Here is a 20,821-nt window from a genome sequence, read left to right on the forward strand (position 1 = left end):
GTCCTCTATTCCCTTGCAGGGGGGTGATTCTACATTACAGCGTTTTCCGCTCTGATGAGGTACAAAGCTGAATCATGAAACTTTTGTGGTGCGGGCATCTTGCCCGCTAGATATGTACCTCATAACACCGGGAAGTGCTGTATATGGGTAAACGCTATCATGTTTAATCAAATAGGCATTCTTGGAGGTGCTGTTTTCCACATTAAATCAATTTCTTCTGCTGTGAGTTGATAAGCTTGATTAATTAAATCAGAAAGACGCTGTTCTAATTTTACAGTTTCGTTTTTGCGGCTGTTAATTTCGGGAACATAATCATTATATGCTTGACGTAAAGCTCTAAATGCTGGTATACTTAACGGGTCTGAATATTTTTTTGCGTTTTTTTGTTTGGGCATTCTTTTTCTCACTTCGTCTACAAAGTCTGGAAATTCCCAAGTAGCAAAATCTTCTAATTTATTGCCCAGTTTCTCAATTTTGTATTCTATTTGCAACCAGTCGAGAACATCTTGATAAACTTGTCCGTTGATTTTGGTAATTTCAATTAACCGGGTGACAATTGCTTCTACTTCTGCGCGAGTTTCTTCTGTGGGTTGTGCAATAGGTAGGGTTTCAAATAAATATCCCATTGGACTAATAGCGTCAGAAAGCATTTTTGTAAAAACACGCTGACCATACCACCAAATAAGAGGTGAATTAAGTAACCCTAAAATAAATAAATCTTGAGTGGGAAGAATGAAAGTTTTATCATTTCCAAATACTCCAGAATTATCAAGTGCATAAAGTGGAAAAGTTTGAATAACTTGATAAATGATTTTTTGTTGTTCAAATAAATGCCAATAATCTGCACCATAGCGACTGAGTGCATACCAGGGAAATTTTCTTTGCTTGACTTCTGGACGAAGTTCCAGACCTTTTCTATGTTGTTCTAACCAAGACAAAACAGACGGATAATTATTAATAGGACAATCCCATTTTACAAAAATCATCCACAAATTTTCCCATTGAGGAATCCATCTTTTAATATCCTGTCCCCGTACATAGGGTTTGATAATTTCCGCACATTTTGGGTCAGCTTGAATTAACTTATTCTTAGTAGCATTATCTATTAAAAAAGCCTCATTAAAACCTGTCATTATACCCCTATAAGGTTTAACTCCAGCAAACTCCTTTAAGGGAACTCCTACCCGTTGAATTTTCCCCATTAAATCATCAACCGCAGGAGGTTCTAAACTCCAAGTATGAGCAGTAAACCGCGACCAAGGAATAGTAAAACTGTTTTCTGGATTTTGCACATATTGAATGAGGTTAATATTTTTCAACTCCCCACGAGGAACAGCACAAACTAAAACCTTCTCTTCCCCCCGTAGCGGGGGGACTGAGGGGGGTGCGAGGAGGGAGGAAGATAAGGATAAACTTTTGATATTCGAGGGTTGGGGTGGGGTGATTTTCCTCGCAGCAATAATACAGGGAAATGTATCCGCGTCTGCAAAAATTGGTGCGTGTCCAAAATCAATAATTTGTTCAAACACACTGGACTGACAAAAAAACCGTCGCAAAGATTCACCATAACCAGAACGTAACCATTTATTAGTGACAATATAAGAAATAATTCCTGCTGGTTTGAGAAGATTTAAACCTTTTTCATAGAAATAAATATAAATATCTGCAACTCCGTCATAAGTTTGATAATTTTCCTGTAAATAAGGTTTAAATGGTGATAATAACTCCTGACGAATATAGGGAGGATTTCCAATAACAACATCAAAACCACCGTCAGCAAAGACTTGAGAAAATTCACTTTCCCAATTAAATGGTAAATCTGTGATTTTTGCATCATTAATGATGGAATTACCGATTTTAATATTATCATCCAAATAAGTTAGAGTTTTTCCCTGAGTTGCGGTTTTTAACCACAAAGATAACTTAGTAATTTCTACCGACTCAGGAGATAAATCAACCCCAAATAGATTATTACTAAGAATAGTCTTATCTAATTCAATATTTTCTAGAGTCTCATATTTCAGAAACCGCAAATTATCATTAACTCGTTGATATTGACCTGCAAAATAATCAAAAGCAGCAATTAAAAACGCACCAGAACCGCAAGCAGGGTCAAGAACTCGCGTTTTTACTAATACCTCATCTCGGTAACTTCGCCAAAATTCAATTTCCCGTTTTTGATTTTCTGCTGTATCTATAAACTCTCCTATTTTTAACCGTTGTCTTAATTCATCTTCGCGTTTCTGTAAATATCCACCAATTGCAACTTCAACAATATATTGAGTAATATAAGCGGGAGTATAAAATACGCCTAATTTTTTCCGTTTACCCTGTTTTTTATCAAATTCCTGTTTAGCAACATCAGCTTTTAATTCTTCTAAATCTGTAATTGACTGCTCAAAAATTCGTCCTAAAATATCTACGGAAACTTCCGAATCAAAATCAAAACGGGTTAATTGTTGCAGTTGACCACACAAAGAATCAGGAATATCTAATAGTTGATCTAAAATTGGATCATGTTGAAATAAACCACCATTATAACCGGGAATTGGGGGATCTTCATTACCTTGGTCAACCCAACGAAAAACGGCTTGATAATTTTCCCAAATTGGTCGAGGATGATAAATATCTTTGTTATTATAGGCTTTGCTAATTGTCTTTTCTGGTAATAATCCCCTATCTTCACAAAAAGCAATAAATAAAATTCTGTCTAATGTTTTTTGTGCTTTCTCAATTAATACTTGATCACGGTTAGGAATATGCAATTTACTACCAAAACGAAACCGGAAATCTTTAACTATATTTAGTCTAACTTGTTTATATTCTTCATAAAGTTGTTTAGTAATGTCCTCTTGTGCTTCTTCAGAAGTTACTAACAACCTGTCAATGGTAGATATATCTTTAATTGGTAAAAAGTTTTCTCGACAAAGCAGTAAATAAAATCTTTTAAATTCTGCAAAATCCGCTAAATTAGTTAATAAAAACTGTTCATAATAAGCGGGAGTTTTATTAGTATGATATAATCGTAATTCTCGATAATTAGAAACGATAATCCAATGACAATCAGGAGTATAATTAGCATAGCGCCAACCCTGATCAACAGCGGATTCTTTTCTCCCTGCTGCGGGTCTATCTAAATCATCTTTTGTCCCTTTTAATTCAATTGGTGCAACAACTTTACCCTGTAATTTTACCTTTCCTTTGTTATTTTCTGTTGCGGTAAAAAAGCCCACAGCAGCATCAGCAGAACCCCCACCGTCAGCTATAGTTTGTTCTGCGTGAATTTCCCAAACTTTACCACCACCTGTAATAATGGAAGAGTAACCTAAAACATTTTGAAAGATATCTTTAAGAAAATCACCATGTAAAGAAATCTCTTTGACTTGGTTAAGAGTACCTGAATTTAAAGCCTCAACCCATTTGATGATAATTTGGTGACGTTGTTCTAAATCTGAAGGAAATTTAAACTTAACCAAAGCATTTTTTAATGACTTTTTCTGGAATAAAGCTTTAGAAAGTTGTTGACTCATAACTTTAATTTCTCATTTAATTTCTGATTTAATTTCTCAATATATATCATCATGTAGATCCCACACTTTCAAGAAGTCGGGTATTTGGATAATCATTTTTGACAAGGGGGTAACATATCAGATAAACTAATTTGTAAATCAGGAAACTCTAAAGCTGAGACTATTCCATCTTCACCAATAATTACCTCACTTTCATAACCATTTTGAGTTGGGTTTCTAAAAATGTGTAATTCACGTTTTACCACATCTAGTACCCAATAATCTTTAATCCCTGCTAAAGAGTAAGCTTTAGCCTTAGTTTCACAATCTAATTTTAAACTACTATCGGCAACCTCAATAATTAAATAAACTTCTGATGGTGTAGGATGATGATCTGCATAGTCCAAAGGATCAATTTTCACGACGGAAATATCCGGTTCTGGTTCAGACCTATCATTTAATTTTACAGGTTCTTGACTAGATACCCAAGCACGATTTTCTAATCTTTTTTTGAATAAATAGTCTGTTCTTACTACTGCTGAACGGTGCGCTGTTCCTTTTGCAATCATCCAAATAATTCTCCCATTTAAAAGTTCCACTCGTTCATCTGGGGCAAAAATACCCGCTTCATTCATGCGGTGATATTCTTCCACCGTCCACAAACGCAATTCTAGATTTGTTTCTGTACTTTGCATAGCGACTTTAATCACTTTGAGGTGTTTATGTTCAATTGTATTTAATCTAATTCTATCTTTGAGAGTATAAATTCGCAGCAGGTAAGCGGACTCATAAAGTCTGACTTACAAACATCTTACCCCTGTCCGATCGCCAAAATGTAGCCGCCGATGATGATTATCAAAAATAAATCTATGACAAGTTGTCATATTTGGCGTTAATTGTATTTAAAATAGGATGAGAACAATAAAAATTATTTCCGAGGACAGAAGTATGAAATCTATAGCAGCAACTTTGCGACGTTTGAGCCTAGCTGTACTGACAGTTATTGTAATTTTTGGTAGCTTTGCTGTGTTTACCCCCACTGCATCTGCGGAAACATATACAGTTAAGCTGGGTACTGATAAAGGTTTGTTGGCTTTTCAACCCAAGAAATTGACTGTTAAGCCCGGTGATACAATTGAATGGAAGAACAATAAAGTTCCTCCCCACAACGTTGTCTTTGACGCTAAGAAGAATCCTGCTAAAAGTGCTGAATTAGCAAAATCTTTGTCCCACAAGAAGTTATTAATGAGTCCTGGACAAAAAGTAACAACCGTTATTCCTGCTGACGCTACTCCTGGTGATTACACCTTCTATTGTGAACCTCACCGTGGTGCTGGTATGGTTGGTCACATCATTGTTGAAGGCTAATTTATAACTACAAGTTTTGTAATTTATAAACTATCTCCGTATATTTACAGGGATAGTTTATAGTCACAATCAAGGTTTAACTTCCCGATCGCATATCATAACCAAACAAGTTAGGATCAACCTCTCCTAATTGTAAATCAGCTAAACCGTATTCTTGCCAACGTCTTTCCACCATGGCGGCTACACGAGGATCTGATTTTAAAGGTGAACCCCATTCATGTTCGGTTTCTGGAGGGATTTTTGTAGTGGCATCTATACCCATTCTCCCACCTAAACCGAGTTTTTCACTGGCAAAATCTAAGGTATCAAAGGGAGTATTAGGTAAAATAAATACATCTCTGGTAGGATCTACTTTAGAACTAATTGCCCAAACCACTTGACGAGGATCTCTAACATTGATATCCTTATCAACTACAATCACAAATTTCGTGTATGTAAATTGTGGTAACGCACTCCAAAACGCTAAAGCCGCCCGTCGTGCTTGTCCGGGATAAGCTTTGTCTATGGAAATAATCGCGGCTTTATAACTCAAGGCTTCCATGGGGAGGAAGAAATCAACTATTTCTGATACCTGTTGGCGTAAAATCGGGGTGTAAATCCGATTCAGAGCGATCGCCATCATTGCTTCTTCTTTCGGTGGCAGTCCGCTAAAGGTGGTAAGATAAACTGGGTCTTTGCGGTGTGTCATACACTGAAACCGCACCAAAGGGGAATCTTCCACACCACCATAATATCCCATGTGGTCGCCAAAGGGTCCATCTGGTAAAACTTCCCCCGGTGTAATTGTCCCTTCCAAGACAAACTCGGAATCTGCGGGAACTTCCAAATCTACAGTTTTACACCGGGCTAAATTGACCCCAGAACCGCCGTACAATCCAGCAAATAACCACTCTGATAAATCCACAGGAATGGGTGTGGCTGCGGCCATAATGATTAAAGGATCTACACCCAGAGCGATCGCTACTTCTAACTTTTTACCACGTTCTGCGGCTTTGCGCAAGTGTCTCGCCCCTCCCCGTACCGATAACCAATGTACGGTCATTGTATTTTGAGATTGTAGCTGTAAACGATACACCCCTACATTGGGGATTCCCGTCTCACAATCCTTGGTAATTACCAATCCTAGCGTAATAATCCTTCCGGCATCTCCCGGATAAGGACGTATTAAAGGTAACTTATTTAAGTCTAAATCTTGGCCTGGAATTACCACCTGTTGACAAGAGGGAAAAAAGTCCCTCCCCGGTTTAGCTTTCACCACGTCAAATAACACTTTACCAAAATCTATGGCTTGGGAAATCTTTTTTGGTGGTTTGGGTTGCTGAAGCATACTCAACTTCTTTCCCAGGGTTTCTAATTCTTCTGGTTTTTCCATGTTCATAGCCCAGCATATCCTTTCCACAGTCCCCATTAAGTTGACCGCAACGGGAAAAGACGCGCCTTTGACGTTCTCAAACAGTAAGCCTGGACCACCTTTTTGCAGCATTCGGTTGGAAATCTCCGCAATTTCCATATCGGGGTCAACTAAAGCCGAAATTCGCTTTAATTGTCCTCTTTCTTCTAGAATTTTTATGAATCCCCTTAAATCTCGCGCCATGGTTTTGTTTTTATGAAGAAGTGTAAAGCTATTTTTATCTTAGTCTTGATTTGGATAAGTTGACTTTTTAGTACAAATATACTATATTGAGGAAAAGAGGTATTTTTCTCACGCAGAGGCGCAGAGGCGCAGAGAGAATTAGGGGGTTTTATGTTGAGGTTAAATAACAAGATTTCTCTGTTAGAATTTGTCGAGATTTTATCGGTATATCGTCAAAATATCATTTTGAATTTACATAATTTAAAGCAAGATTATCAGAGAACTGGTATTAAGCGAGTCAGGGGTATAAGGGATATTAATGGTGATTTGATTACTCCTTATTTAGAAACTCAAGATATCTATGGTGGTGATTTTGTGCAAATGGGTGTATTTTCTATAAATCGCAATACTGCTACTATTAATATGTTGGTTAAGCGCAAGGTTAAGCTGGTAAAAGTTGAGGATAATACGGGTATTATTGAAGTTGGGGGTTTGCTGGCTCATGATTTGCATAATTTTAATTATTATACCTTTGTTAAAGATGGAAAACTTCACGTTTCTAGTTTAAATATCAAAATCAGTAACAAGAAAGTATTTGATTTATTGCAATCTAAAGATGTCATTACTGCTGATAAGTTTGATTTCAATTGTGAGTATACAATCAGGTTAGATAATTTACCATTAGTTCCTGTTAATATAAATTTTGGTAATCTTGATGGGTTGTTTAATCAATTAGCAGAAATTAAAGTCATTACCAGTATTTTATCTGCTTATTTGCGTCATCAATCTGATGTATTTGTCAGTGATCAACTAGAGGAATTAAAACAACATTATTTGTCAAAAAACCTGTATTTGAACTTCCCCACAACTCAAGAATATGCAAATACAATTGAACCTCATATCAGTTATAAAATTGATTTTGGTAATCAGGATATTCTCAATTTGAGTAAATTATATTCTGCTAACCAATTTTTAGGGAGGAGATATGAGGTTTATAATCAAGAAACTGGAGAGATATTTGCTAAACCAACCTTAGAAATGGGTTTAAATCAAAATATCGCTTTCCGACAAAAAGCCATTACTAGGAGAATGAAATTAACTAAAGTTGATGATTTGATGAAACCGATTTTTGATGACTTTTTGGGAATTAATATCAATGGGAAAATACGGGAAATTCTCAATCAAGTCGGTGATGACAGTTTAGCCTTTTTATTATCTGCTAAACATGATGGTAAATTAGTCAATAAAGAAGACTTAATTACAGCCATGACAACAGCTTATAAAAAATTGGTAGCATCTGTTGAGCAAACTTATCAACAAAATATTTCTCCCTTAGTATTTTATATTGGTGTCACAGGACATTTACCCAATAAAATCACAGCTAAAGCCATGACTGCTCAAGAATTAGCCGCTAAATATCCCCATTTGCAATTTTCTAAACATGAACAGAAAGGAATATTTTACGAAATTGGAAATACCATTATTAGCATTTACCCGCAAACAGAATATTACAGTAAAAAGTCATTAGCAGTTAGTTAATTGATTTTGTATAATCTCATGGCCAACCTGAATCAGATTAAGATGTATTCCTCTAATACATCTCTTCTTTCTCCACCTCTGTTACCTCTGTGCCTGGAGTGGTTCGTTAACAATAAATATTTTTATATTTATCTGATATGGTAAAATAACAAAAATTACTGTCAAAAGAGCAAAAACCCAAGGAATATAAGATTAATATTTGTCTCATGTATGTTATCATCAATAAATATTGTGACTGTATTGTGACTGTGAGGTTAATAAAGCAATGACACAGGAATTAATAGACCTCAGAAATAGTATTTTAGAACAACGTTACAGTGACGCTTTAGCTATTGTAGATGAGTTAGAGGGAATGGGTAGACAAGCGATTTTCAGAAACATTCAATCTTTTTTAGTAAGATTGATGATTCATTTAATTAAAAATCATATAGAAAAACGATTAACTAATTCCTGGTCAAATTCAATTCGCAGTTCAATTAGAGAAATTAAAAAAATCAATCTGCAAGATAATAAAACCTCTTACTATATTAAGATAAATGAGTGGCAGTTAATATTAGAAGATGAATTTGAAGAAGCTATTCGAGAAGCCAGTGATGAAGTAATGAATGGTATTTATAGTCCATTTCAACTAACAGAAATGGTTGATAAAATGCAGATTATAAATCAATCTCAAATTCTGTTAAACTTGACATATAATTACTCAATCAAGGAATTACCAGCAGTGATTGATGATTATTTAACTCAGTTACCTGGTGGTGAAGATTGGAAATTAGGAAAAAGATGATTAATATTCCCGACTTCATTATCAATTGTCAGGTATTGTCAGGTAACGTAAGTAAAGTCACCCGACATTTAAATTTACAACCTTAGCCAAGATAAGACATTATCCCACCAAGAATTAGAGATATTTCCCATAGATAATTTCATTTTTTGGCGAATATCTTGAATATTCCAGTTGGTAAGTCTAGCTAGATTTTGAGCTTCTTGTTCAAATCTCCGTCTTAAAGAACTTTTATATCTTCTCCCTGCACTACATTTAACCTTACCTGTGAATGGGTGTTGTAAAATATAACGTCCTTGAAAAGAGTCTCTTTGAGCAGTTTCTTGAAAGATCAAATCTTCAGGAAATTTATTCCTAGTATACCGGACGTGCAAGCGAGTAATGAAAACACTACTACTGGGAAAACGAGAACGAAAACCCGGAGCTATTGGGCTATTACTATCACTATTATCATTCAACCAAAAAACACCGGCTTGTTTTAATTCTTCATTATTGAGTGGTTCAGCAGCACAAGGATCACAAGTACTCATATCCCAAGCATATTCTAAAAATCCGACTTTTTTATCTTCTTTGGTGTAGGAATTTTGGAACATGGATTTATAAAAATCACCAAATTGATTTTTCACAAACACGGGAATATTCACATCTGAAGGAACTTTAACCGTGCGATAATTAGTAATTTCTGCCTGGCCTTTAGGTGAGAGAATATAAATGATTAAATCCTGTTCTTTAGTAGCGTTAACCATTCCTAAACGAATGGGTAACATAAATTTCCGTGATTCGTAGGAAATTTGTAAAGGACGCAAGAATTGATAACCTGATTCGGCAAATTTATCTAAATTGACTTTAGCCACAAAGAATTTCATCGCAGAACGAATGTAGGGTTTGAGTAATTCCTTTGCACCTTGAGGAATTTTATAACCATTGCGATTTAACCAAGTTTCTAAGCCACCAGATTCTTTAGCACTGAGGATAACAATATCATATTCACCAACATTAAATTTGGCTTCAACAGTTACACCTAAACTGCTATCTTCCTGTGTGCTAATATCTGGAGGGGCGGCGCTTTGCATTGGTCGCATCTCGTTCATTTTATAAACTGGGGCGCAGGGGTCAGAATCAAAATATTCTACTAATCTTGGGGCACTAAAAGCATCTAATCTTTCAATAATTTTTGGTTCAGCTACATGAACTTGTTCTTTTTGTAATATTGTGGGAACAGGAACAACAATTGCAAAATCTTTAACATCACCTTGAAAATCGTTAGCCATGGTTAAAACCGTGCGATTTCCGTCTCTAGCAAGTATGACTTGAGAAGCTTGGTTATAGAGTTTTGTATCGGCTTTAGCTACATAAAACCCACAAAAAGCCCAAGCTGTAGGCGCGAAACACAGCACCGCTAAAAGTGCGGATACTAAGGGCATAAATAGGCGAAGTTTTTTCATTTTGATGCCTTAATTAATTTTCAATTCTGCTTTATTCCACCAAGAAAATCTAGGGCTAAACCAAGATTTATCTAATAAAATAGTCAAGGGTGCAAGGGCAAATAAAGCCCAAAAAACAGCGGTAGAGAGAAAGAAATAATTCCGCAGAATAAACGTTAATAAAGCAATACATACCGCCCAGATTATTCTACTAATACGGGCGTTGGGAATTGAACGAGGATCTGTCACCATAAACAGAGAAAATAACACTAAAGATCCACTCATTAAATGATGAAAATAAACGTCCCATGTCCAACCTAACCAAAGATTTCTTAGGGCTGCTAAGAGGGAATAAGCACCTAAAAAAGCGGCGGTAGTATCCCAACGACCAACGCGCTGTAAAATCATTCCTCCAGTCCCCGCAAATAATAGCGCGTACCACCATTCTTCCCCCCATTGTCCTGGGGAAACCCAAGCATCATTGGTGAAGCTAAGAACAGCAATAATGCCAAAATTAGCAGGATTAAAAAAATGCTTTTCCCCATATTGAAAGATAAATTTACTTGCTATGGCTGCAAATCCAGCTAAGGCCATGGTTGGCCAATGATCAACCCGTAATAATAAACTTAGTCCTAAGGAGGTAATGAGGGGACTACGAATATTAATTGGTAAAATTCTGTTTTGGGATTTAGTGATCAATGAAAAGATAATTTGTGTTATTATGCAGGAAGCGATCGCTACACCAATAAATTCTGGATGTAATGTCCAGTCTCGCGTTAAAACGCCTAAAATCAGAAATAAACTCAGAAACAGAATTTGATAATCTCGAACATCTTTGAATAAAGTTATCTTCATTTTACTGATTACTCACAGCTTTTCTTCTAGTTTAAATCACTGTTGTCATAAATTAGGTTGTTGTTACAGTTTTTGTAACAAACGGAACTTACACAGGAGGAAAAATGAACTATTCCAGGAAAATACTTGGGAGTATTTTAATACCCACAAGTCCATAAATATAGGTAAGCTAATAGTAATATTGACAAAGTTTCCCCTATTCATTCATGTTATGGTAGGTAGCAACCGCAGACGGTGAAATTCGATTTAAATACCGGAAAATCCAATATTTGAATATAGTATCTAAAATCACGGGAAATGTGGCAATAAATAAGAAAATAAAATCACGATTAGCTGGTAATCCCCAATGTCGTGATATCCCTTCTAAAAGCACTTCCCAACCGTGGGGAGAGTGAAATCCAACGAAAACATCAGTAAATAAAATGATGATAAATGCTTTAGCGCTATCACTTAAACCATAGACTACGTTATCAATAAATTCTTTGAGTACAGCAATAGAAGATTTACTCATTAGTAACAATACTGTGAAACTAATTACCGCACAAATATCAGCAAATACATTTTTAATTGCATTATCACTTTCTTGACGAAATTCCTCTTTTACTTCCTCCGCTTTCTCTTTGATTTTCTTTTCTAATTCTTCAGACCCCAGAGGAGGTGCATTAGTAATTAAGGCTTCAAATTTAATTCTTTCTTCAAACCTGTGTAATTTTAATAGTCCTTCTTCTTCCATTTCTTCATTTAAGAAAACTTCCACTTTTTCTTCATTGCGGAAATGTTCTACTAATGGTCCAACAATTAGAGCTTTGGAAATTTGATGAGTTAGGAGAGGAATGATAATAAGTAGCAGTATAAATCGAATGGAGATAATACTTCTTTTTTGTGCTTGACGAAAATTTCTAACTACGTCCTGCTCAGAACCCGGATCTAATTCTACTTGTAGTCGAGTGATAGTATTGAAAATTGAGCGGGGTAAAATTCCTGTAGTATTAGCTTTTCCTTTTCTGATATTTTGGTTAAATTTACTTGGTGTTTTGGGTGTGAATGCTTGAGAATTAACTAAATCTGCGGGGACTTTAACCGGTTGAGAATTGGGATTTTCATAATTTTTGTATATATCATTATTATTGTATTTAGAAGTAACTTGGTCAATAAATTCTAGTTTCTCTAAAATTAATGCTGGGCTACTATATTCTATACCCACTTTCATGGCGGCTTTTTGCTTAGATTCATTAGCCAACCACTGACTCGCTTTAAACTCCGTCAGCCGCATTTGTACCGTTTTTAATAACTTTTGCAAATCTGTCTCAAAATAATCCATCACACTACTACTGTAGGTGGTAGACTCGCCATCTATTTTGTTACCATGGAAATGTTTTTCTTCCATTCCCTGGATTTTTTTAGCTGCTTGATAAGCTGCTTCTAGGGAACGCTCTGGTGTCAGTAGATACCATCTGTAAGCAGCTAGTAAAAAAGGGTATATTTTTTGTTTAAACACAGTATTTTTCATTGAGACCATGATTTGGCATTATCTACTAAACTCTTAAACTTAAATTAACCTAAAAGATATGGTTTCTTCTATTTGGATTTTTGGTACTAGTCGCAGTGGTAAAACTACTCGCTTGCTAAACCAGTTTAGTGCTTGGTTGCAAATAAAAGACAGTAAGTTGTCCAATTTATTTGACAACCCCATAAATCCAACTGTAAATTTACACCAAAGAGAACTAGGTATTTTATTACTAGCTGCTAATGATGACAACAGACGAGAATTAGCTGATAGAGTTACTACTTTGACCTTGGGAAAACATCCTATTCGCGTCAAAACAGCCCTGGGGTTTTTTCAAGATGAGGTAATTTTATTTTGGCCATTATTAATTGATTTATTGTCAATAAAAGCACAATTTCCGGTTAGATTACGTCCAGAAACGGAACAGGAATTAGCGACAAAACTCTGGAGTTCCCATTTAAACTCAGATATCTTGCGGCGGGTCGGTATAAATGAGTATCGTTTAGTTAGACGAATACTGGATTTATGGCAATTAGCAGCTTATAGCGGTGTATCCTGTGAACATATTCCCCAAATATTGCACAGTGGTATAGCAGATAATTCTATCAATTTAGAACCGGAATTTTTGGGTTCTTTACTACTAAATTGGCGAAATTGGTGTTTAGAACGGGGTTTATTGACTTACGGGCTAATTACCGAGCTATATAACCAGAAATTATTAACTCATGGTGACTATCAGCAGCATCTCAAGCAACGTTATCAGGGTATAATAGCAGATGATGTAGATGATTATCCGGCGATCGCTGCTAATTTATTTGAATTTTTGTTAAATACTGGTGCTGTGGGCGCATTTAGCTACAATCGTGACGGGGCTGTCCGCTGGGGTTTGGGGGCAGATCCTCAGTATTTATCCAGATTAACTAAATATTGTCAAGTAGAGAACTTAACTAAACCACATCTCCATAGTTTGGGATATTTTCTCACTGATCAAATGGTAGAATTGGTAACACATCCCATGACAATGTTGAGTTTACCAAGTTCTGTACAGCCTGTCCAAACCACTTCCCGCGCCGAGCTATTACGTCAAACAGCCCAGATAATAATTCACGGGGTCAAATCCGGGGAAGTAGCGTCAGATGAAGTAGCAATTATTGCACCAGGACTAGATGCGATCGCTCGTTATACCTTGGTAGAAATATTAACTAAACAAAATATTGCAGTAGAATCACTTAATGAACAACGCCCATTAATTAGTTCCTCGGTAGTTAGAGCTTTACTGACCTTAATAGCTCTAGTTTATCCTGGTTTGGGGCGTTTGGTGGATAGGGACGCAGTGGCGGAAATGTTAGTTATTTTAAGTCAATATCAAACTCCAGAGGGGGAGAAAAAAGAATTTCATCATTCTAGAATAGATCCGGTGCGGGCTGGGTTAATAGCAGATTATTGTTTTGTTCCCCACCCCGACACACCCGATTTATTATCAGTGAAAACCTTTGAACGCTGGGATAGAATTGGTTATATTGCGACTCAGGCTTATGAACAAATATTACAATGGATTGTCCAACAGCGGAAGCAATATCACCAGCGACCTGTGGTCACTCCCGTTTTTCTCTTATACAAGGCCATTCAAGACTTTGTGTGTAAGGATAAAAATCCTTCATATCAAGAATTATCAGCATTAAGAGAATTAATAGAAACTGCTCAACATTATTGGGAAATAGACACTCGCTTAAAACAAACAGATTCCTTATTACTTTCACTGCATACGCCAGAAACACTTAGCGTTACCATTGCAGAATTTATTCAATTGCTGAAACGCGGAACAATTACTGCTAATCCTGATCCGGTACGTTCTATCGGTAACAATAGAAAAACTGTAACTTTAGCGACTATCTTTCAATACCGCGCTAGTAAAAAAAATCACCGCTGGCATTTTTGGTTAGATATTGGTTCACCCCTGTGGGCAAAAGGTGGCGCGGCTACTTTATTTGGTGCTAATGTATTTTTACAGCATAGACTAGGAAAACCTTGGACAGCAGCAGATGAACAATTAGCAGAAGAACAAAGATTACAAAGAATTATCGCCGATTTACTGGCGCGTGTGTCTGATAAACTGTATTTGTGCCACAGTGATTTAGCTGTAAATGGACAGGAACAAATCGGACCTTTGTTACCTTTGGTTTATGCTTGTGAAGGGGTGTAAGTAATTACAATACCGAAATACTCACCTATTTCAAGTCCTAGAATACCATAATTACCGTATCAGCAACCAGTGAAAATTAGCACCATGAATTAATTCACTGAATTTCAGATTTATGAATATTTGCTAATTATTGTTCTCACATTTAATAAGTGTTCTTCAATAATTTCGGGAATTTCGGTATTGGTTTCAATGATTGATTTACCAATGCTTTGATTAGCGATTTCATTGATAGCATCAATTAAGAGATGAGGCATGGTAATATTAGCTTCAGCAATTTGTTTAATAGTCTCTTGGAGATGATCTTTCTCTAAGATAGCTTTTAGGACTTGGATGTCATAAGCTGACAGATTTTCTAGTAAATTATGCCATTCTGTGGGTAAATTGGTTGGTTGATCATGTTCCGTATCAATTATATCTATATCTAATGGTTGCAGTAATTCATCAAAGGGAAATAACTCTAGATTATTTTCTTGGTTATCGGGTAATGTTTCGCAATTAGAATTAATTGTTTCCACTTGAATTAATTCCCAAATTTGATTTTGTAATAAATCCCGTTCCTGTTCTAATAGGGAAATTTGATTTTGTAATTGATTAATTACAGATTGTTGTTCTAATGTCTTGATTTGTAAAGTATTGATGGTATTTTCTAGATCATTTTTGCTAGTGGTTATCTGTGTTAATAGATCATTTTGTTGGCTAATTTGCATCTCTCGATTTTGAACTTCTATTCTCAGTTCATAAAGTTTTTGCTCTAGTTGCGGTTTGAGTCTTCCTAGCAAAATTAGATCATTGTCTAGTTCTTTTTTTTCTTGTTTGCATATATCAATTTGAATTTGAATTTGCTTGATTTCAGCGCGAAACACATTACAATTGAGTTCTAATTTTCGCTTTTCTATACTCAGATTATTGTAACTATTATTCAGTTCTATATGACTATTTTCTAAGGTATCAAATTCATTTTTAAGATTATGAACTTGAGATTCAATTTGCTTCTTTTGAGCAGCAAATGTACCTATATCTCGATGTAAACTATCCCTTTGATTACGACAATCTCCAATTTGGTTTTCTAGTTGTTGAGTTTCTGTATGTAATAAAGTTTTGTATTCTTCTAATTGCCTTATTTCTCTGAAAATGCGGGATTTCAATGCTTCCAAATCCCGAATACGTCTCTGCAAAGAACCAACTATCTTCAACTCATCAGTTCGCCGGCGTTTATCAACAAGAAATGCGGCTGAATATGTTGCTAAAACTGTTATTATCCCGGAGAGAAAAGCTTTAGAAAAATCCCAGTTGGGGACAAGACTTAAACCAAAACTTACACTAAAAGCAGCTATTCCTAGTACGACTTGATGACTCACTATTGCTGGTGGCATTTTGCGAGGTCTTAGTGTAGTTAAATTGTGAGCATGATTAGTAATTAAAGTCATTTTTCCTCTTCAGTAAAAATACAGTGATAATTCTGCTGAAATTGCCTGATTAGAAACCTTGATCATAAGTAGGTTGTCCGGAAAATTTGTCGTTATGGCACTCTTACAAGAGGAAAGAGGTTTTCAGCAATTTTACGTTTCTTTACAGAGTTTGGTTTGATTGTGTTAAACTACTTAACTCTGTAATTAGATTTTTATTTTCACCAAATACAGCTAAATCTGCCTTTAAAAAGTCAATAAACTGCCTTGCTGTTCTACCGGAACGTCCATGATGACGAGTTGCCCATTGTAAAGCTTTATATTCTAGGTCTTCGGGAGCAATACTGATGTTTTCCGCTAGGTGCTGGACAATTTGTAAATAGGTTTTTTGATCTGCTGCTTCAAAGGTTAATGTTAGACCAAAGCGATCGCTAAAAGACAACTTTTCCTCCATTGTATCCCATCCATGAACTTCATTGTTATCCTTGGGCGCTGGTCTATCCGTGAAAAATTCCCGGATTAAATGCCGACGGTTAGAGGTAGCATATACAACTACATTTTCTGGTCTAGCAGTTACATTTCCTTCTAAAACTACTTTCATCATTTTAAAGGCATCATCATCTTCTTCAAAGGATAGATCATCGACAAAGATAATGAATTTCTGGGGAACTCCCCGCAACTGTTCGACAATTTTCGGTAAATCTGGTAATTCTGACTTAGAGACTTCTATTAACCGCAGCTTTCTATGACTATACTCATTTAATAAGGCTTTGACTAAAGAAGATTTGCCCGAACCACGACTACCATAAAGTAATACGTGCAGCGCTGTTTCTCCTGACAATAGAAACTCTGTATTTTTCACTAAAGCATCTTTTTGCCATTCGTAACCTACCAAGCTAGACAGTCTCACTGTATCCGCATAAACAATGCCCACTAACTGCCCATTTTGCCAACGAAAAGCATGGTATTGAGCAAACAAACCGCTACCATGTTGCCTATAATAAGCAGCTAGATATTCTACAGCATCACCCCAATTTTCTAACTGGGAAATAAATGCCATTATATCCGTTTCTATGCCTACTGTTTCCGGTTCTCGATACCAGACCACAGGGGAAATGGGTAAATGGGTCGCCATTTGCACCCACTCGCTTAACACTGCACTGTTACATTCATACAAACTTTGTAACACTTGTAAATCATGGCGGACAGCAGCTACTAAAGCAGGGGGTAATTTGCTAAATTCCTGCTGTTGTGCCAATTTGCTAAAGGCATTATCTGCCCTGAGAATTTGCTTAATTAGGTATTCTTCCCAGGTTTGATAAGCGCTGGTTAAAACTTGGAAATAACTACCGTAGGCTAGGAGGCAATCCCGACCGTCTGTATCAGTGTAACGGATAGTTTGTAATAAATTCAGAAAACTTTTGCCTACGTCGCTTTGTAGTACAGATTGGTACAGTAAAAGGGAGGCGGCTTGGCGTTGCAGAAATTGAACTGCTGTATAAGATGTATTATTCGATGTCAGCATTGCTATTGTCTCCGATCATGAATTTAAGTATACTACGCAAATAAAATCAGGACTAAGGGAATCTCCAAAAAATAAATTATCCCATTTTGTGCCATGGGCTTCTAGCCCTCTGGGTTTAAAAGTAAGTTAAAATACTCATCACGCACGATACAAAACTTGTGCTTACAGAAGGAAAATGTAACCATTTGTATATTAAAGTAGAAAGTATTAGGGATAACAGTAAACTAAGAGTGATTATAAGCTGGATAAATTACTCACATACATACAGGCAATATGGATCACTGGTAAATGTAAGTAGCCGTTGTTTTTCCCGGATATGTATTACCAATTATTTAGGGAATAGTCATGTTATTATTTAAGCTGCAAAGCCCTACTACAGACATTGTGAATATTTTATAGTTTCTTGCGTAGACTTGAAAGCAAAAATAGCTAATATTGCCATTTTGGCAGGTCTTTATAGCACAGATGGGATATTAGTAGATAGTAGCAATAGTTCGGAGATTTTTAGTATTAACGAAAAACTGCTACAGTTATCCCAATCTTGATCGCAGGAATTCTTTGTCCATTTAAATAACTAGGAAATAATTCATGTTATCATCACTATCTTCTCAAAATGTTATCCAATACCTACAACAGGCAGGGCTATGTAGCCCTGATGATGCCAATGTAGATAAGTCTGTATTGCCAGAAAATAACCAGAAAAATTGGAATTTATTGGTAATGCTGGCAGATCATCGCCAACTGCTGATTAAACAAGAACGAAAAATTAATCATGATTTTAGTTTTCATGAACTCTTTAATGAGTGGCTATTTCATCAGTTATTAGAAAAATTTCCAGTAATTGGTAATATTGGTGCGATCGCATCATCATTGCTACACTTTGATCAGGAAAATTCTATCCTTGTGCGTAGCTATTTAAGCGAATATGTGGAACTAGAAAGATTTTATCAACACAGTAGTATCTTCCCCACAGAGATTGCCAGCGCGATTGGTACTACGTTAGCAAGGTTACATCGATCCACCTTCAATAAACGCGAGTATCGTGATTTTATGTCCACTGCTCCCGCAGGACAATTTCGCTATAATTTTTACAATCCAGCCCAAGGACTCCCATCCATAAATCCAGAAACATTTGGTATAATTCCCACTGAAGCCTTACAATTTCATCTTCTTTATCAAGGTTACGAAACTTTAGAATCTGCCATTGCTGATTTAGCATATCAATGGCAACCATGTTGTTTAACTCACAACGATTTACAATTAAACAATATTTTGGTTCATTCTCGATGGCAACAAGTAGATAATTGTTTAATCAGATTAATTGACTGGGAAGCTTGTGGTTGGGGAGATCCAGCTTTTGATTTGGGAACTCTATTAGCAAGTTATTTAAGAATTTGGTTATCCAGTTTAGTAGTAGATCCAACATTAGAGTTAGAAGAATCTTTGAATTTAGCCATGATTCCTCTAGAGGTATTACAACCTTCAATTTTAGCTTTAATCCGAGCTTATCTTCATACCTTTCCTAGAATTTTAGAACATCATCAGGACTTTATTGTCCGGGTAATTAAATTTGCAGGTTTAGCATTAATTCAACAAATTCAAAACATAATTCAATGCCAAAAATCTTTTGATAATAGGGACTTATGTAAGCTGGAAATTTCTAAAAATCTCTTGACTATTCCCGAACAATCAGTATTAACTATTTTGGGGATATCCGAATCGGAAATTTTTAAATCTTTAGCCAGAATTCAAAAACTCCCTCAACCCCATAAGGAACAAAAATTAGTCCGTCTTTATTACGAAAAAACTCGCCTACGCGGTTGTTAGTAATATTCATCTTTTCTTTTGTTTACAGATATACTTTTCTAAAGTTTGAGGTGCAAAGACAGTTAATGCTCAATGATTCTAATAATCACAATCAAATTGTAAAATCATTATTCGATATTGCCAGTAATATCGAGATTCAACCTAATTTCTGTATTTACCACCCCAATTATCAACCTTTTGCTTTACCCGCTAACATAGCAAATAGGTTTCAACAAAACTCATCTTCTTTAAAACACAAGTATTTGAACATACTTCTCAGAAATTTTCTCTATGGTATTTATTATAATGGTTCACTGCAAACAGTTTTAGCAGCTAATAATACTCATAATGATTGCCAATCTCAGCTAAATTTCTCAGAAAATAACAGTTTAGGTGTAGATATAGATTTCTATGAACAACTACATCATAGTAATCATGGTACAGGCCATTATGAACCCAATTGGCAGATTTTGAGAATCGAACCTGATGGTAGTATGGCCGTTAAAAAAGATGGTTTAACCATATATATTGAACCAGAATGTCATTTAAAATCACCCAGAAAGTGCTCTAAAATTGGTGACTTGATATCAATATGGATGCCTAAAAATCGTTTACAAAATGGCTGTTATGTAGCAGTAAGTAACTTAGGAATGGCAAAGCAAGATGGACAAAATAATGATTTAGGAGTAGGAATAATTTACTTTAATTTTACATCAGCCGGAGCGATCATTTTCATGGAAAGCTTAACGCAAGCATTAAATAATGCGGCTATTTGCTTTAGTTTTCATGTTCTTTATAATCCCGCTGTCTATGGGCGTTATGATGCAGGTGTCCTGCATTTTGAACGCCAAAATTACCCCACAATTAGGAATATTCTTCAAGAGATTTATCAAGAATATCACGCTTATTTTCAGCCAGAAATTCCCTTATTTACTAAATTCCTAGCACCAGGATTAGGGTTAGCAGAAGAACCATATCAAAAATTTGCCCCTCAAGAAAGTTTTGGTATGAACCGTTGTCAAATTGTCGCCAATGCTTTATTAGAATCTTGGCAAAAAGGTAAAAATGCTCTTGAGGAAAGAATAGAAATCATTAATCAACACTTTGCAGAAAATTTAATTGATATGCACCATCCCTATCTTAACCCTGCTTCTGAAGATATTTATCAGCCTTTAAGCTGATTTTATCAAAAATAATTAACCGCAGATTAACACTTTCTAAAGATGGATGAATTTGTGAAATTGATCATTCCTTGTACCTGAGTTCGATGTAAGAGAATAACTTACAAGTGTTGACTGGAAAGAGTTTCAGGATTAAATAAATTT

The 20,821-nt window shown here is 35.8% G+C and carries 14 protein-coding genes; 6 read left to right on the forward strand and 8 right to left on the reverse strand.

Going from position 1 to position 20,821, the window contains the following annotated elements; translation table 11 throughout:
* Positions 1-167: 167 nt before the first annotated feature.
* Positions 168-3,530 (reverse strand): Eco57I restriction-modification methylase domain-containing protein, encoded by a 3,363-nt coding sequence (locus ACIR310F_RS0116285; protein WP_028084746.1) that lies wholly within the window; start codon positions 3,528-3,530, stop codon positions 168-170.
* A gap of 92 nt (positions 3,531-3,622) precedes the next feature.
* Positions 3,623-4,204 carry a Uma2 family endonuclease gene (locus tag ACIR310F_RS0116290; protein ID WP_028084747.1) on the reverse strand — a complete coding sequence of 194 codons (582 nt, stop codon included), beginning with the start codon at positions 4,202-4,204 and terminating at the stop codon, positions 3,623-3,625.
* Between the two features lie 253 nt (positions 4,205-4,457).
* Between ACIR310F_RS0116290 and petE the strand changes: the two genes are divergently transcribed.
* Entirely contained in the window at positions 4,458-4,877 is a 420-nt protein-coding gene (petE, locus tag ACIR310F_RS0116295; RefSeq protein WP_028084748.1) for a plastocyanin, read from the forward strand.
* 76 nt (positions 4,878-4,953) lie between these two features.
* On the opposite strand, the gene ACIR310F_RS0116300 is transcribed toward petE, so the two are convergent.
* Positions 4,954-6,471, reverse strand: a complete 1,518-nt coding sequence (locus ACIR310F_RS0116300; protein ID WP_028084749.1) for a UbiD family decarboxylase — start codon at positions 6,469-6,471, stop codon at positions 4,954-4,956.
* Between the two features lie 150 nt (positions 6,472-6,621).
* Between ACIR310F_RS0116300 and ACIR310F_RS0116305 the strand changes: the two genes are divergently transcribed.
* Together ACIR310F_RS0116305 and ACIR310F_RS0116310 are read left to right on the forward strand one after the other, a co-directional pair.
* On the forward strand, positions 6,622-7,989 hold the full coding sequence (locus tag ACIR310F_RS0116305) for a hypothetical protein (protein ID WP_028084750.1): 1,368 nt from the start codon (positions 6,622-6,624) through the stop codon (positions 7,987-7,989).
* 265 nt (positions 7,990-8,254) lie between these two features.
* Entirely contained in the window at positions 8,255-8,773 is a 519-nt protein-coding gene (locus tag ACIR310F_RS0116310) for a DUF29 family protein (RefSeq protein ID WP_028084751.1), read from the forward strand.
* Between the two features lie 74 nt (positions 8,774-8,847).
* On the opposite strand, the gene ACIR310F_RS0116315 is transcribed toward ACIR310F_RS0116310, so the two are convergent.
* The 3 genes from ACIR310F_RS0116315 to ACIR310F_RS0116325 all read right to left on the reverse strand — a co-directional run bounded on the left by ACIR310F_RS0116315 (position 8,848) and on the right by ACIR310F_RS0116325 (position 12,559).
* Positions 8,848-10,215 (reverse strand): DUF2330 domain-containing protein, encoded by a 1,368-nt coding sequence (locus tag ACIR310F_RS0116315; RefSeq protein WP_028084752.1) that lies wholly within the window; start codon positions 10,213-10,215, stop codon positions 8,848-8,850.
* A gap of 9 nt (positions 10,216-10,224) precedes the next feature.
* Positions 10,225-11,049: an RnfABCDGE type electron transport complex subunit D gene (locus tag ACIR310F_RS0116320; protein WP_028084753.1), complete on the reverse strand. Its 825-nt coding sequence runs from the start codon at positions 11,047-11,049 to the stop codon at positions 10,225-10,227.
* A gap of 196 nt (positions 11,050-11,245) precedes the next feature.
* A complete protein-coding gene (locus ACIR310F_RS0116325) occupies positions 11,246-12,559 on the reverse strand; it encodes a proton extrusion protein PcxA (protein WP_028084754.1) in 1,314 nt (437 codons plus the stop codon).
* Between the two features lie 58 nt (positions 12,560-12,617).
* On the opposite strand from ACIR310F_RS0116325, the gene ACIR310F_RS0116330 reads away from it, so the two are divergent.
* A complete protein-coding gene (locus ACIR310F_RS0116330) occupies positions 12,618-14,759 on the forward strand; it encodes a hypothetical protein (RefSeq protein ID WP_028084755.1) in 2,142 nt (713 codons plus the stop codon).
* Between the two features lie 110 nt (positions 14,760-14,869).
* On the opposite strand, the gene ACIR310F_RS0116335 is transcribed toward ACIR310F_RS0116330, so the two are convergent.
* Positions 14,870-16,186, reverse strand: coding sequence for a tellurite resistance TerB C-terminal domain-containing protein (locus tag ACIR310F_RS0116335; protein WP_028084756.1), 1,317 nt, complete (start codon positions 16,184-16,186; stop codon positions 14,870-14,872).
* Between the two features lie 142 nt (positions 16,187-16,328).
* On the reverse strand, positions 16,329-17,690 hold the full coding sequence (locus ACIR310F_RS0116340; RefSeq protein ID WP_028084757.1) for an ATP-binding protein: 1,362 nt from the start codon (positions 17,688-17,690) through the stop codon (positions 16,329-16,331).
* 588 nt (positions 17,691-18,278) lie between these two features.
* On the opposite strand from ACIR310F_RS0116340, the gene ACIR310F_RS0116345 reads away from it, so the two are divergent.
* Positions 18,279-19,517 (forward strand): phosphotransferase, encoded by a 1,239-nt coding sequence (locus tag ACIR310F_RS0116345; RefSeq protein ID WP_028084758.1) that lies wholly within the window; start codon positions 18,279-18,281, stop codon positions 19,515-19,517.
* Between the two features lie 65 nt (positions 19,518-19,582).
* The gene (locus ACIR310F_RS0116350; protein WP_028084759.1) at positions 19,583-20,677 is read left to right on the forward strand and encodes a T3SS effector HopA1 family protein; all 1,095 of its coding nucleotides are present in this window, start codon (positions 19,583-19,585) and stop codon (positions 20,675-20,677) included.
* Positions 20,678-20,821: the final 144 nt, after the last annotated feature.

It is taken from the genome of Dolichospermum circinale AWQC310F (assembly GCF_000426925.1).
In the GTDB taxonomy this organism is placed as follows: domain Bacteria; phylum Cyanobacteriota; class Cyanobacteriia; order Cyanobacteriales; family Nostocaceae; genus Dolichospermum; species Dolichospermum circinale.

What these genes read in the sequence shown, in the direction of transcription:
- ACIR310F_RS0116285 (WP_028084746.1), bottom strand. Translation starts at nt 3,530, where the DNA reads ATGAGTCAACAACTTTCTAAAGCTTTATTCCAGAAAAAGTCATTAAAA.
- ACIR310F_RS0116290 (WP_028084747.1), bottom strand. Translation starts at nt 4,204, where the DNA reads ATGCAAAGTACAGAAACAAATCTAGAATTGCGTTTGTGGACGGTGGAA.
- petE (WP_028084748.1), top strand. Translation starts at nt 4,458, where the DNA reads ATGAAATCTATAGCAGCAACTTTGCGACGTTTGAGCCTAGCTGTACTG.
- ACIR310F_RS0116300 (WP_028084749.1), bottom strand. Translation starts at nt 6,471, where the DNA reads ATGGCGCGAGATTTAAGGGGATTCATAAAAATTCTAGAAGAAAGAGGA.
- ACIR310F_RS0116305 (WP_028084750.1), top strand. Translation starts at nt 6,622, where the DNA reads ATGTTGAGGTTAAATAACAAGATTTCTCTGTTAGAATTTGTCGAGATT.
- ACIR310F_RS0116310 (WP_028084751.1), top strand. Translation starts at nt 8,255, where the DNA reads ATGACACAGGAATTAATAGACCTCAGAAATAGTATTTTAGAACAACGT.
- ACIR310F_RS0116315 (WP_028084752.1), bottom strand. Translation starts at nt 10,215, where the DNA reads ATGAAAAAACTTCGCCTATTTATGCCCTTAGTATCCGCACTTTTAGCG.
- ACIR310F_RS0116320 (WP_028084753.1), bottom strand. Translation starts at nt 11,049, where the DNA reads ATGAAGATAACTTTATTCAAAGATGTTCGAGATTATCAAATTCTGTTT.
- ACIR310F_RS0116325 (WP_028084754.1), bottom strand. Translation starts at nt 12,559, where the DNA reads ATGAAAAATACTGTGTTTAAACAAAAAATATACCCTTTTTTACTAGCT.
- ACIR310F_RS0116330 (WP_028084755.1), top strand. Translation starts at nt 12,618, where the DNA reads ATGGTTTCTTCTATTTGGATTTTTGGTACTAGTCGCAGTGGTAAAACT.
- ACIR310F_RS0116335 (WP_028084756.1), bottom strand. Translation starts at nt 16,186, where the DNA reads ATGACTTTAATTACTAATCATGCTCACAATTTAACTACACTAAGACCT.
- ACIR310F_RS0116340 (WP_028084757.1), bottom strand. Translation starts at nt 17,690, where the DNA reads ATGCTGACATCGAATAATACATCTTATACAGCAGTTCAATTTCTGCAA.
- ACIR310F_RS0116345 (WP_028084758.1), top strand. Translation starts at nt 18,279, where the DNA reads ATGTTATCATCACTATCTTCTCAAAATGTTATCCAATACCTACAACAG.
- ACIR310F_RS0116350 (WP_028084759.1), top strand. Translation starts at nt 19,583, where the DNA reads ATGCTCAATGATTCTAATAATCACAATCAAATTGTAAAATCATTATTC.